The organism is Jannaschia seosinensis (genome assembly GCF_001408515.1).
Taxonomy (GTDB): domain Bacteria; phylum Pseudomonadota; class Alphaproteobacteria; order Rhodobacterales; family Rhodobacteraceae; genus Jannaschia; species Jannaschia seosinensis.
On the sequence record NZ_CYPR01000055.1, the window covers coordinates 71,357 to 84,630 of the forward strand.

Consider the following 13,274-nt stretch of genomic DNA (forward strand, 5'->3'; position numbering starts at 1 on the left):
CACACCATGCGTCCGTTGCACATCCTGTCGATTCTCACCCTGCCAATCATACCGATGCCGGCCTCGGCCCAATCGCTTCCGGACCGGCAGGATGTCCTGTCATCGGCCACGGATGTGGCGTCCGAGATCGCGGATGCGGCGGAGGACCGGCTGCTGATCGCCGACATCCTGGGCCGCGAGATGATCGGCGCGGACGGGAATTCCATCGGCACGGTCGAGAACTTCGTCGTCCTGCCCGGCGGCAACCTCGTCGCGGCCGTGATCGCGCGGAAGGACGGCAGCCGGATCGCCCTGCCGTGGAAGGCCGTTCAGGCGGGTCTGGCGGTAGAAGGGAGCGACATAACCCTGCCCATGAGCGGTGAAGAGATCGACGGGTCCGAACCCTTGCGCAAGCTGACCGACTCGCTCGATCTGTAAAGGCGCGACGGCGTCCGGCAGTCGAGTTTCGTCATCCGGCACCGGGCCGTCAGTGCAAGGTCGCGTGCCGGTCGCGGTCGAGCGCGACGGCCGTGCGCAGCACCGCCAGCCCCGCCTGCTCCGCCGCATGCATCGCCGGAAGCAGCCGGTCGCCCGGAACCAGCAGCGACAGGATCAGCATCGCATCCTCGCGCGCGCCCTCGGCGGCCAGCGCGAGGACATGGGCCATGACCGCCTCGTCGGCCCCTACGCATGTGCAGGTCAGGTCGTGCCGCATCAGCGGTCGACGCGGATTGGCCGCCAGAACTTCGGCAAAGTCCGCCCATTGCAGAATCGCCCCTTCCGCGGCGGAACCGAGGCCCTGACGGAACAGGTCGCCCGCGCGGGCGCGGCCCGCCGGTCCCTCGAACCAGTCGCGAAAGAGAAGGACGGCAAGCGCCTGCACCCGGCCCAGCGAATGCAGATGCGCGACCGGTGCGGCACCGGGATTTGCGGGCGCCTTGGGCGGCGAAAAGGAGAAGGTCATGGCGGTCTCCGACAGGGATCGCCGAATTTCTGACTAAAGTTATCGGATATGGCAAGGGGCATTTTGCCCCCACGCAATCCCTTCCGGCGCGGGGACGGGACGGGTAGAGTCCGTCCATGGCCGATCCCCGATTCATTCACCTGCGCGTGCACACCGAATATTCGCTGCTCGAAGGCGCGGTTCGGCTCAAGTCGCTGCCCGATCTGACGTCGCGCGCGCAGATGCCCGCCGTCGCCGTCACCGACACCAACAACATGTTCGCGGCCCTCGAGGCGGCTTCCCTTTTGGCGGGGCGCGGAATCCAGCCGATCATGGGCTGCCAGATCGACGTCATGTGCGATCCCGCTCCGCCGGGCGAACGCCCCCGGGATCCCGCGCCCATCGTTCTGCTGGCGCAGGACGAGACGGGCTACGAGAACCTGATGGCGCTGAATTCCTGCCTCTATCTGGTGCGGCCCGACATGGCCGCGCAGGTCACGCTGGAGGAGCTGGCCGAGCATTCCGACGGTCTGATCTGCCTGACCGGCGGCCCGGACGGTGCGGTCGGGCGGCTGGTCGCCGAGGGACAGGAGGCGAAGGCGGAGGCCGTTCTTGGGCGCCTTCACGCGATCTACGGCGACCGGCTCTATGTGGAGTTGCAACGCCACCGCGCGCCCGAACCGACCGAGAGATTCCACGTCGAGCAGGCCTATGCCCGCGGTCTGCCGCTGGTGGCGACGAACGACGTCTACTTCCCCGAGCCGTCGATGCACGAGGCGCATGACGCGTTCCTGTGCATCGCCGAAGGCGCCTATGTCGATCAGCAGGCACCGCGCCGCCGCGTGACGCCGCGCCACCACTTCGCCACGCAATCGGAGATGGCAGCCCTCTTCGCCGACCTCCCCGAGGCGCTGGAGAATACGATCGAGGTCGCGCGCCGCTGCGCGTTCAAGGCCTATGGGCGCGACCCGATCCTGCCGCGTTTCGCCGATGACGAGGTGGCGGAGCTTCGCCGTCAGGCACAGGAGGGTCTGCGCGAACGGCTCGCCGTCATTCCCCACGCCGCTCCGGTGGCGGATTACGAGGCCCGGCTGGAATACGAGCTGGGCATCATCGAGGGGATGGGGTTTCCCGGCTACTTCCTCATCGTTGCCGATTTCATCAAATGGGCCAAGGATCACGACATTCCCGTCGGCCCCGGCCGCGGGTCGGGCGCGGGGTCGCTGGTGGCCTACGCGCTGACGATCACCGACCTCGACCCGCTGCGCTATGCGCTCCTGTTCGAGCGGTTCCTGAACCCCGAACGCGTCTCGATGCCGGACTTCGACATCGACTTCTGCATGGACCGCCGCGAGGAGGTCATCACCTACGTCCAGAAGAAATACGGTCGCGACAAGGTGGGGCAGATCATCACCTTCGGCGCGATGCTGTCCAAGGCCGCCGTGCGCGACGTGGGCCGGGTTCTGGGCATGCCCTACGGGCAATGCGACCAGCTGTCGAAGATGATCCCGGTCGAGGGGGTCAAACCGGTCTCGATCACCAAGGCGCTGGCCGATGAGCCGCGCCTGCGCGAGGCCGCCCGCGAGAGCGAGCAGGACCGGCGCGACGGACGCACGAACCCGGTCAAGCGGCTGCTCGATTATGCCGAAAAGCTGGAGGGGCTGCTGCGCAACGCCTCGACCCACGCCGCCGGTGTCGTGATCGGGGACAGGCCGCTGGACCGGCTGGTGCCGCTCTACAAGGACCCGCGGTCGGACATGCCCGCGACCCAGTTCAACATGAAGTGGGTCGAGAAGGCGGGGCTGGTGAAGTTCGACTTCCTCGGCCTCAAGACTCTGACGCAGGTGCAGAATGCCGTCGAGCTGATCCGTGGGCAGGGCCGCGACCTGCACGTGGCCGCCGATGGACGCGTGATCTACGAGCCGGCCGAGGGCGCGGAGAACGACGTCAACCTGATCCCCCTCGACGATCCGGGGGCCTACGAGGTCTATGCCAACGCGCGCACCGTCGCCGTCTTCCAGGTGGAATCGACGGGCATGATGGACGCGCTGCGGCGGATGAAGCCGACCTGCATCGAGGACATCGTGGCGCTGGTCGCGCTCTACCGGCCCGGCCCGATGGAGAACATTCCGAAATATTGCGAGGTCAAGAACGGCCTGTCGTCGCGCGACAAGCTGCATCCCTCCATCGACCACATCCTCGACGAGACGCAGGGCATCATCGTCTACCAGGAACAGGTGATGCAGATCGCGCAGGAGATGGCGGGCTACAGCCTCGGCGGCGCCGACCTGCTGCGCCGCGCCATGGGCAAGAAGATCCAGGCCGAGATGGACGCCCAGCGGCCGCTGTTCCTGTCGGGCGCGGCCAAGAACGGCGTCGGCAAGGAGAAGGCGATCGAGGTCTGGAACCTCCTCGACAAGTTCGCCAATTACGGCTTCAACAAGTCGCACGCCGCCGCCTACGCCGTCGTCTCCTACCAGACGGCTTGGCTCAAGGCGAACCACCCGGTCGAGTTCATGGCCGGGATCATGAATTCCGACATCCATCTGACCGACAAGCTCGCGATCTATGCCGAGGAGGTCCGCAAGTCGCGCGATCGCGGCGGGCTGGGCCTCGAGATCGTGCCGCCCTGCGTGAACCGCTCCGAGGCGTGCTTCACCGTCAAGGACGGCGCGCTGGTCTATGCGCTCGGGGCGCTCAAGAACGTGGGCGTCGAGGCGATGCGGATGGTCGTCGCGGGGCGGGGCGACGCGCCGTTCGCGACGCTGTTCGACTTCGCCCGACGGGTGGACCTCAAGCGGGTGGGCAAGCGGTCGCTGGAGATGCTGGCCCGCGCCGGCGCCTTCGACGAGATCGACGGCAACCGCGCCCGCGTCCTCGAGGCGCTGGACGGGCTGGTCAGCTATTCGGCCGCGATCCACGAGCAGCGGGCGTCAAATCAGGTGTCGCTCTTCGGCGAGGCGGGCGAGGACCTGCCCGAGCCGCGCCTTCCCTTCCGCGACGACTGGCTCCCGGCGGAGCGTCTGGGCGAGGAATTCAAGGCGATCGGCTTCTACCTGTCGGGCCACCCGCTCGACGATTACATGATCGCGCTGCGCCGCCAGGACGTGAAGACCCTGGCCGAGGTTCAGCAGGCTTCGGCGCGCGGCCCGCTTCTGGCCAAGCTCGCCGGGATCGTCTCCGCCCGCCAGGAGCGCAAATCGGCACGCGGCAACCGCTTCGCCTTCCTGCAGGCGAGCGATCCGTCGGGCGCCTACGAGGCGATGGTCTTCTCCGACACGCTCGACGCATCGCGCCACCATCTCGAACCCGGCTGCCGGGTGATCCTGCAGGTCGAGGCCACGCAGGAATCCGACCAGCTCAAGCTCCTCGCCCGCGCGGTCACGCCAATGGACGAGGCGGTGGATTCCGCGCCCCAGATCGGTCTGCGCGTGTTCCTCGAGGATGCCGGCGCGGTGACGCCGCTGCACGGTCTGCTCGAACGCCTGTCGGGCGAGAGCGGCGCGCGCGGACGCGGGCCGATGCATCTGTGCCTGCTGGGCGACGACCTGCCCGGCGAGGTGGAGTTGCGCCTGCCTGGTGCCTACCCGGTGAACCCGCAGGTCAAGGGCGCGCTGCGCTCCCTTCCGGGCGTGGCGATGGTCGAGGAGGTCTGAGGACGCGCGTCAGTCCCAGTCCACGTGCCCCAGAAAGATATAGCCCGCGCCGTAGATCGTCTTGATCAGCGCGGGGTTCTTCGGATCCTCGCCCAGCTTGGCGCGCAGCCGCGAGATGCGGACATCCATCGCGCGGTCGAAACTGTCGGATGCCGCGCCGCCGAGAACTTCCTGCATCTCGGCGCGCGACAGAAGCCGTCGCGGCCGTTCGAGGAACAGGCGCAGGATTTCCGCCTCGGCCTGACTGATCTGCGCCTCGCCCGCGGGACCCGACAGGACGAACCGGTCGAAATCCGCGATGAAGCCGCCGAACCGCGCAACCCGCCGGCCGGAGGGCGCGGGAGACGTGCGCAGGCGGGCGCGGATGCGCGCGATGATCTCGGCGGGTTCGAACGGCTTGACCACGTAATCGTCCGCGCCGAGGTCGAGCCCCGTGATCCGGTCTTGAAGCTGCCCCCGCCCGGAGACGATGATGATTGCCGCGCCCCCTTCCAGCGCCAGCCGGGAGACGACCGCCAGCCCGTCGCGATCCGGCAGACCCAGATCCACGAGGCAGACATCGGGGGTTCTATCTGCGGGCGTCGTCCGCAGGGCCGCCTCGAACGCGTCGGCGCGGGCATAGGTCGTGGCCTCCATGCCGGCCCCCTCCACCGCGTCCTTCAGGATCGCGCGGATGGCCGGATCGTCGTCGAGAATGGCCACGCGCACCGTCATGCGATCACCGCGGCAAGCTTTTCGACCGAAAACGGCTTGCGCAGGACGGGCCAGTCCGCGGCCGCCTCGCGGTAGAGCGGCGCGTCCACCGAGAGCGACGTCATCAGCGCCGCCCGCAGCCCCCGCGCCCCGGCCGCACGGGCAAGGTCGAGGCCGGTCTCCTCGGACTTGAGCATGATGTCCGACAGCACGAGGTCGATCCCGTCGATGTCGAGCAGGTCGCGCGCCTCGGCCACGGTCGCGGCCTCCAGAACGGAATGCCCGGCGGTGACGAGCCGGACGCGCACCGCTTCGCGGATATGGGCCGCATCCTCCACCAGCAGGACGAGCATCGGCGCCGGCCCCGGCGGCGCCGGGCGCAGCGGCAGGCGCAACGCCACGCGGCCGCCGCCGCCCTCGGCCCGCCCCAGCCGGACGCGCCCGCCGGCCAGCTTGACCACGTCATAGACCATCGACAGGCCCAGACCCGTCCCGTCCTCGCCCTTCTCCGTGAAAAACGGCTCCAGCCCGTGCGCCAGCGCCTGATCGGAGAAGCCGTGCCCCGTATCGGTCGCCTCGATCTCAAGCCATGTATCGCGCAGCGCCCGGGCGGTCAGGCGAATGCGGCCCGGCACCTCGCCGATCGCGTCGCGGGCGTTCAGCACGAGGTTGAGCAACGCGTCGCGCAGCGCCTCGGGGTCCAGCAGGACCGGCGCCTCCAACCCCTCCACGTCCCAGACCAGCTCCTGCCCCTTGGGCAGCGAGGCCCCGCCGAGAACCGCCGTCTCGGCGAGGAACGCGCGCAGATCCGTCGCGCGCGGCTGCAGGTCGCGGGGCCCCGACAGGCCCGCGATCCGGTCGATCAGCACCCCGCCCCGCGTCGCGGCCACGCCGATCGCGTCCACCGCCTCACGCGCGGGCGGCGGCAGGTCCATCGTGCCCAGCTTGTCGCGCAGCCCCAGAATCACCGTCAGCAGATTGGCGAAATCGTGCGCCATGCCGGAGGTCAGCTGCGCGGCCACCTGCCGGCCGGCCGATTGCGACAGGGCGGCGCGGGCCTGCGCCTCCTCGGTGATATCGACCGACAGGGCATAGACGCCGATCACCGCGCCGTCCTCGTCGCGGTCGGGGGTGAAGCTGACCCGGATGCGGCGTCCCGAGGGGTCGTGGGTGATCTCGAACACCTCCGGCTCGCCGTCGAGCGCGCGCGTCAGATGCGGCGCGATGGCGGCGTAGGTCTGCGGCCCGAGCGCGTCCTCCATGGTCAGGCCGAAGATGTCCGACGCCGCGCCGGGCATCACCGCGGCGAGGCGGCGGTTGGAGAAGGTATAGCGTCGGTCGCGATCCAGCCGGGCGATATGCGCCGGCAGCATCTCGGTCGTCAGCTGGATGCGCGCGGCCATGTCGGTCGCCTCGCGGCGGGCCTGCTCCAGCGCGGCATTGGTCGCGGCGAGCTGCCGGTTGGCATGGGCGAGTTCTTCGTTGCGCGCGATGAGTTGCTCGCTCAGCGTCTCGGAGCGGGCCCGCAGAAGCCGTTCCTGCGCGCGCGTCGCCGTGATGTCGGTATAGACGGTGACCCAGCCGCCTTCGGGCAGGGGCGAGCCCTCGACCGCAATGACCTGTCCGTTCGGACGCTCTCGCTCGAGGTAATGCGGCTCGAACGTCCGCGCCTGGGTGAGACGGGCCTCGATCTCGGCGTCGATATCGGCCACGAAACCGTATTCCCCCCGCTCCAGCAGGAACCGCAGCGTATCCGAAAAGCGCGCACCCGGACGGGTCAGCGCATCGGGCAGGTCGAACATCGTCGCGAGCATCCGGTTGGAGACGGCCAGCCGCAGATCGGAATCGTAGATCGACAGGCCCTGACCGATGAGGTTCAGGCCGGCCTGCGTCAGCCGCGCGGTGTTGACCCTGCGATCACTCATCTGACGCCCATCCGTCCTCCCTGCCCGTGACGGTATCACGCGGGCGGGCCCCGGCAACCGGTAACAATTCGTTAGGATCCGGCAAAACCCCTGAAGCAATCGGCGATCATGGTGCCCCTGCGCGGCGCATCGGGGAGGGTGTGTCGCCAAGGGAGGATCGACAATGCCCGAGCTTCGTACGGTACCGGAATACCTGGACCGCAACGCCGAGACATTCGGCGACGCGGCCGCCTACCGCGAGAAGGAGTTCGGGATCTGGCAGGAATGGACCTGGAGCCGGGCCCGCACCGAGATCGAGGAGATGGCGCTGGGCCTGATCGCCCGGGGCCTCGAGATCGGCGAACACGTCGCGGTGATCGGCCGCAACCGTCCGCAGCTCTACATGTCCATGGTCGCCGTCCAATGCGCCGGCGGCATTCCCGTCCCGCTCTATCAGGACGCCGTCGGCGAGGAGATCGCCTATGTCCTGGGCCATTGCGCCGCCAAGTTCGTGATCGCCGGCGATCAGGAGCAGGTGGACAAGGTCATCGAGGTCCGCGACCGGATCGAGGGCCTGCGTCACATCGTCTATCTCGACGCCCGCGGCATGCGGAAATACGACCATTCGGACATGTCCTCGATGGAGGCCCTGCGGGAGACCGGCCGCGCCGAACCCCGCGCCGAGATGGAGCGCCGCCGCGCGCAGCAGACCGGCGCCACGACCTGCGTCATGCTATATACCTCGGGCACGACCGGAAAGCCCAAGGGCGTGGTGCTGAGCCACGACAACATCGTCGCCACCTCGGTCAACTCCGCCGCCTTCGACGATTTGCGCCAGAGCGACGAGGTGCTGGCTTATCTGCCGATGGCCTGGGTCGGCGATTTCATCTTCTCGGTCGGTCAGGCGATGGTCACGGGCTTCACCGTGAACTGCCCCGAGAGCGCCGACACCGTCATGCACGACCTGCGCGAGATCGGGCCGACCTACTACTTCGCCCCGCCGCGGGTCTTCGAGACGCAGCTGACGAACGTGATGATCCGGATGGAGGATGCCGGGCGCCTCAAGAAGCGGATGTTCGACCACTTCATGGCCCATGCCAAACATGTCGGGCCCCGGCTCCTCGACGGCAAGGAGGTGGGGACCTGGGATCGGTTCAAGTACCGTCTGGGCGAGGTCTTGGTCTACGGTCCGCTCAAGAACACGCTGGGCCTCAGCCGCATCCGCGTCGGCTATACCGCGGGCGAGGCGATCGGGCCGGAACTGTTCGACTTCTACCGCTCCATCGGGATCAACCTGAAACAGCTCTACGGCCAGACCGAGGCGTCGGTCTTCATCACCCAGCAAAAGGACGACGAGGTCCGGGCCGACACGGTGGGCACGCCGACGCCGGGGGTGGAGTTGCGGATCGCCGAGAACGGCGAGGTGTTCTACCGCTCGCCCGGCACGTTCCAGGAATATTTCGGCAACCCCGAAAGCACGGCCTCCACCAAGGACCCGGAGGGCTGGGTCGCCACCGGCGATGCCGGCTTCATCGAGGAATCCACCGGTCACCTGCGGATCATCGACCGCGCGAAGGATGTGGGCAAGATGGCCGACGGTGCGCTGTTCGCGCCCAAATTCGTGGAGAACAAGCTGAAGTTCTTCCCCGAAATCTACGAGGCGGTCGTCTTCGGCAACGGCAAGGAGCGCTGCGTGGCGTTCCTCAACATCGACCTGACGGCCGTGGGCAACTGGGCGGAGCGCAACAACATCGCCTATGCGAGCTATCAGGAGCTGGCCCAGCACCCCCGCGTGATCGAGATCATGCGCGGCCACGTAAACAAGGTGAACGCATCGGTGGCCGAGGACGAGATGCTCTCGGGCTGCCAGGTCCACCGCTTCCTCGTCCTGCACAAACAGCTCGACGCCGACGACGACGAGATGACCCGCACCCAGAAGGTGAAGCGCCGGCTGATCGAGGAGAAATACGCCGACCTGATCGCGGGTCTCTATGGCGGCGCGGACGAGGTCTATACCGAGACCGAAGTCACCTACGAAGACGGGCGCAAGGGCAAGATCCGCGCCACCGTAAAGTTGGTGGATGCGGAGGTCGTGCCGGTGAATGCGAAGCCGAAGGTGCTGGAGGCGGCGGAATGACCGGGCGCTCCGAACCGAAGTCCGTCGCCGACGCGACGGCGCCTGTCGCGATCCTCGCGCCCGCCGGCACCATTGCGAATTTTGCCAATGAAGGGCCTGACATCTCATGAACGCCCATACCGACAGCTTCACCACGGATGACGGCCGCACGATCGGCGGCACCGTTCTCGATCTGCGCAACATCACGCTGCGCTTCGGCGGAGTCGAGGCGATCAAGAACATCTCGTTCGACATCCGCGAAGGCGAGATCCGCGCGATCATCGGGCCGAACGGCGCGGGCAAGTCGTCGATGCTGAACGTCATCTCGGGCTTCTATGTCCCGCAGGAGGGCGAGGTCTGGTTTCGCGGCGAGAAGCGCCCGCAGATGCGTCCCTATCAGGTGGCGCAGCAGGGCGTGGCGCGGACGTTCCAGAACATCGCGCTGTTCGAGGGGATGAGCGTGCTCGACAACGTGATGTGCGGGCGGCTGGGCTACATGTCGTCGAACATCCTGACCCAGGGCCTCTGGTGGGGCCGCGCCGCGCGGGAGGAGACCGAGAACCGCGAGAGCGTCGAGCGCGTCATCGACTTCCTCGAGATCCAGGCGATCCGGAAGACGCCGGTGGGCCGCCTGCCCTACGGCCTCAAGAAGCGGGTGGAACTGGCCCGCGCGCTGGCCGCCGAGCCGAAGCTTCTCCTCCTCGACGAGCCGATGGCCGGCATGAACGTCGAGGAAAAGGAGGACATGAGCCGCTTCATCCTCGACGTGAACGACGAGTTCGGCACCACCATCGCCCTGATCGAGCATGACATGGGCGTGGTGATGGACCTGTCGGACCGGGTCGTGGTGATGGATTACGGCCGCAAGATCGGCGACGGCACGCCCGACGAGGTGCGATCGAACCAGGAGGTGATCGACGCCTATCTGGGGGTGGCGCATGACTGAGGTCGCGTCCCGCCCGGCGCTCGCTGCGGCCGATCCGCGCGTGGTGCGGAACATCGTCCGCCAGATGCGGTTGAGCTTCTCGACAAAGAGGAGACCTGCACATGACCGATCATCACGACTGGCTGAAGAAAACGCTTGCGGACATTCTGGGCGAGGATGCGGGCCTGCCGGATTACACGATCCAGCGTCTGGGTGGCTTCCGGCCCGAGGATATCGAGGAGCTGCGCATCAACGAGCGCGAGGCTGTGTGGGACGCGATGAAGCGGGTGGCGCATCAGTCGCGGGACATGCGCGGCGCGACGAAGAACGAGCCGGGCGAGACGCATCCGCCCTTCGTGGATGGCGATATCGACTGGGGTCTGCGTGCGGCCAAGTCGGCGCTGGAGGCGATCCCCGCCGGCAAGCGGTCGGAGAAGGCCAACGAATTGCTGACCGCCTGCACCTGTCCGGCGGCGACCGGCCCCAATCCGGGCATCGACGGCGGGACGAGCGCCTACCGCGATCCGCAGCCCGCGCTGGAGCGGCCCGATCCGGGTTCGCCGCAGAAGCCGCTGCCCTACTGACAACCCGCGCGGGCCATCCCGCAGGGACGATCTGGAACGCCGTCCGGGGCCGCCGGGCGGCGTTTTGCGTGCCCGGCCCACGCGAAGCGCAACCGCAAACGGCAGCCGGCCCGGCACGTGGGGGACCGGCATCGCCGCACCCCGACCGTCGCGCCGGACACCGCGATACATTGGGGGAAGAGTGACAATGCCCGAGACGTTCCTGTTCGCGACCGAGGTGGCGCTCAACGGCCTGATGGCGGGGGTGATGTATTCGCTCGTGGCCCTCGGCTTCGTGCTGATCTTCAAGGCCTCGGGCATCTTCAACTACGCCCAAGGGGTCATGGCGCTGTTCGCGGCGATGACACTCGTGGGCATCCAGCAGGGTCAGGTGCCGTTCGCGCATGCGATCAACGCGACCTTCGGGACCGATATCCACAATTTCGGCTGGCAGGCTCCGGCCCTGCTGGCGATCCTGCTGACCGTCGGGGTGATGATCGCGCTGGCCTGGGCGGTGAACCGCTACATCTTCCGCCACCTCGTCAACCAGGAGCCGATCATCCTCTTCATGGCGACGATCGGTCTGGCCTATTTTCTCGAAGGGATCGCCGACCTGATGTGGGGGTCGGAGATCAAGCGTCTCGACGTGGGCCTGCCGCAGGGGATCAACACCTGGATCGACGAGACGACCTTCACGATCTTCGGCTACGGCTTCTTCATCGACAATCTCGACATCGTCGCCGCGATCATCGCCGCGCTCCTCGTGGCCGGGCTGGTGGCCTTCTCGCAATACACCAAGCAGGGCCGTGCGCTGCGCGCCGTGGCCGACGACCATCAGGCGGCGCTGTCGGTCGGCATCTCGCTCAACTTCATCTGGGTGCTGGTCTGGTCCATCGCAGGCTTCGTCGCACTCGTCGCGGGCATCATGTGGGGCGCGAAGTCGGGGGTGCAGTTTTCGCTCTCGCTCATCGCGCTCAAGGCGCTGCCGGTGCTGATGCTGGGCGGCTTCACCTCGATCCCGGGCGCGATCGTCGGCGGCCTCATCATCGGCGTGGGCGAGAAGCTGTTCGAGTTCTGCTTCGGCATCGGCCAGTGCTTCGGCGGCTTCATCAACCTCGGCGGCGCGACGGAGAACTGGTTCGCCTACGTGCTTGCGCTCGCCTTCCTGGTGTTCCGTCCGCAGGGTCTTTTCGGGGAGAAGATCATTGAGCGGGTCTGAATTCGTGCGCCGGACGACGCAGGAAAAGCTGGTGATCCAATACGTCGCGGGCCTTCCGAAGGATAACGCAGTTTCACCGGCGCGCGGCGCGACGACCGGAAACCGGCCGAAGACGATCGGCCCGAGAAGGGGAAATGTCTGATGCTCTACCGTGAAGCCGGCGACTTCAAGACGTCCTACGCCGCGGATGCGCAGACCTTTCCCCTGGCCTTCGACCGGTGGGGCTACTGGGTCCTGCTGGCCCTCGCCGCGCTCGTCGTGCCGTTCGTCGTCAACGACTACTGGGCCAACGCACTGCTGATCCCGTTCCTGATCTATGCCATCGCCGCGCTCGGCCTGAACATCCTGACGGGCTATTGCGGGCAGGTTTCGCTCGGCACGGGCGGGTTCATGGCCGTGGGGGCCTATTCCTCCTACAAGCTGATGACGGCCTTTCCGTGGATGGACATGGTGTCGGTGACGCTGCTGTCAGGTCTCGTCACGGCCGGTGTGGGCCTGCTGTTCGGCCTGCCCAGCTTGCGGATCAAGGGGTTCTACCTCGCGGTCGCCACGCTCGCCGCCCAGTTCTTCCTCGTCTGGCTCTTCAACCGGGTGCCGTGGTTCTACAATTACTCGGCTTCCGGCCAGATCAGCGCGCCCGAGCGGGAGTTGTTCGGGCTCGTGCTGACCGGGCCGAACGCGGCGTCGGCGGTGCAGTACCTGTTCTGTCTGGCCATCGTGATCGCGCTGGCATGGTTCGCGCGCAACCTGACGCGCGGCACGGTCGGCCGGAAATGGATGGCGATCCGCGACATGGACATCGCGGCCGAGATCATCGGCGTGAACCCGCTGCGCGCGAAGCTTTCGGCCTTCGCCATCTCGTCGTTCTTCGTGGGCATCTCCGGCGCGCTGTTCTTCACGATCTATCTCGGGGCGGTGGAGGTCAACTCGGCCTTCGGGATCCAGAAATCGTTCCTGATCCTGTTCATGGTCATCATCGGCGGGCTCGGCTCGATCTTCGGGTCCTTCGCGGGGGCCGCGTTCCTCGTGCTGCTGCCGGTGGTGCTCAAGCTGGTGGGCGTCGATCTGCTGGGCTGGCCCACGACGATCGTGGCGCACCTGCAGCTGGTCGTGGTCGGCGGCCTGATCATCTTCTTCCTCGTGGTCGAGCCGCACGGCCTGGCGCAGCTTTGGCGCCTGACGAAGGAGAAGCTGAGATTGTGGCCCTTCCCGCACTGACGGGCGGGCCAGAAAACGACCGGGGTCTCCCCCGGCAAAATCGGACGATCCAGGGAGG

The 13,274-nt window shown here is 67.4% G+C and carries 10 protein-coding genes; 7 read left to right on the top strand and 3 right to left on the bottom strand.

Going from position 1 to position 13,274, the window contains the following annotated elements; genetic code table 11:
* The first annotated feature begins 6 nt into the window (after window positions 1–6).
* Window positions 7–417 (top strand): PRC-barrel domain-containing protein, encoded by a 411-nt coding sequence (locus JSE7799_RS05010; protein ID WP_055662640.1) that lies wholly within the window; start codon window positions 7–9, stop codon window positions 415–417.
* 49 nt (window positions 418–466) lie between these two features.
* Here the strand turns inward: JSE7799_RS05010 and JSE7799_RS05015 are convergent, their stop codons facing one another.
* The gene (locus tag JSE7799_RS05015; protein WP_055662641.1) at window positions 467–943 is read right to left on the bottom strand and encodes a hypothetical protein; all 477 of its coding nucleotides are present in this window, start codon (window positions 941–943) and stop codon (window positions 467–469) included.
* Window positions 944–1,059: 116 nt separating this feature from the next.
* Between JSE7799_RS05015 and dnaE the strand changes: the two genes are divergently transcribed.
* Window positions 1,060–4,578, top strand: coding sequence for a DNA polymerase III subunit alpha (dnaE, locus tag JSE7799_RS05020; RefSeq protein WP_055662642.1), 3,519 nt, complete (start codon window positions 1,060–1,062; stop codon window positions 4,576–4,578).
* Between the two features lie 9 nt (window positions 4,579–4,587).
* Here the strand turns inward: dnaE and JSE7799_RS05025 are convergent, their stop codons facing one another.
* Together JSE7799_RS05025 and JSE7799_RS05030 are read right to left on the bottom strand one after the other, a co-directional pair.
* Window positions 4,588–5,292: a response regulator transcription factor gene (locus tag JSE7799_RS05025; RefSeq protein ID WP_055662643.1), complete on the bottom strand. Its 705-nt coding sequence runs from the start codon at window positions 5,290–5,292 to the stop codon at window positions 4,588–4,590.
* Window positions 5,289–7,196: a PAS-domain containing protein gene (locus JSE7799_RS05030; protein WP_055662644.1), complete on the bottom strand. Its 1,908-nt coding sequence runs from the start codon at window positions 7,194–7,196 to the stop codon at window positions 5,289–5,291. Before JSE7799_RS05030 ends, JSE7799_RS05025 begins: the two co-directional genes overlap by 4 nt.
* Before the next feature lie 163 nt (window positions 7,197–7,359).
* On the opposite strand from JSE7799_RS05030, the gene JSE7799_RS05035 reads away from it, so the two are divergent.
* The 5 genes from JSE7799_RS05035 to JSE7799_RS05055 all read left to right on the top strand — a co-directional run bounded on the left by JSE7799_RS05035 (window position 7,360) and on the right by JSE7799_RS05055 (window position 13,216).
* A complete protein-coding gene (locus tag JSE7799_RS05035; RefSeq protein WP_055662645.1) occupies window positions 7,360–9,312 on the top strand; it encodes an AMP-binding protein in 1,953 nt (650 codons plus the stop codon).
* A gap of 106 nt (window positions 9,313–9,418) precedes the next feature.
* A complete protein-coding gene (locus JSE7799_RS05040; RefSeq protein ID WP_055662646.1) occupies window positions 9,419–10,237 on the top strand; it encodes an ABC transporter ATP-binding protein in 819 nt (272 codons plus the stop codon).
* Window positions 10,238–10,338: 101 nt separating this feature from the next.
* Window positions 10,339–10,800: a hypothetical protein gene (locus tag JSE7799_RS05045; protein WP_055662647.1), complete on the top strand. Its 462-nt coding sequence runs from the start codon at window positions 10,339–10,341 to the stop codon at window positions 10,798–10,800.
* Between the two features lie 187 nt (window positions 10,801–10,987).
* On the top strand, window positions 10,988–11,998 hold the full coding sequence (locus JSE7799_RS05050; RefSeq protein WP_055662648.1) for a branched-chain amino acid ABC transporter permease: 1,011 nt from the start codon (window positions 10,988–10,990) through the stop codon (window positions 11,996–11,998).
* Between the two features lie 141 nt (window positions 11,999–12,139).
* Complete coding sequence (locus JSE7799_RS05055) at window positions 12,140–13,216, top strand: branched-chain amino acid ABC transporter permease (RefSeq protein WP_055662649.1); 1,077 nt, start codon at window positions 12,140–12,142, stop codon at window positions 13,214–13,216.
* Window positions 13,217–13,274 lie beyond the last annotated feature (58 nt).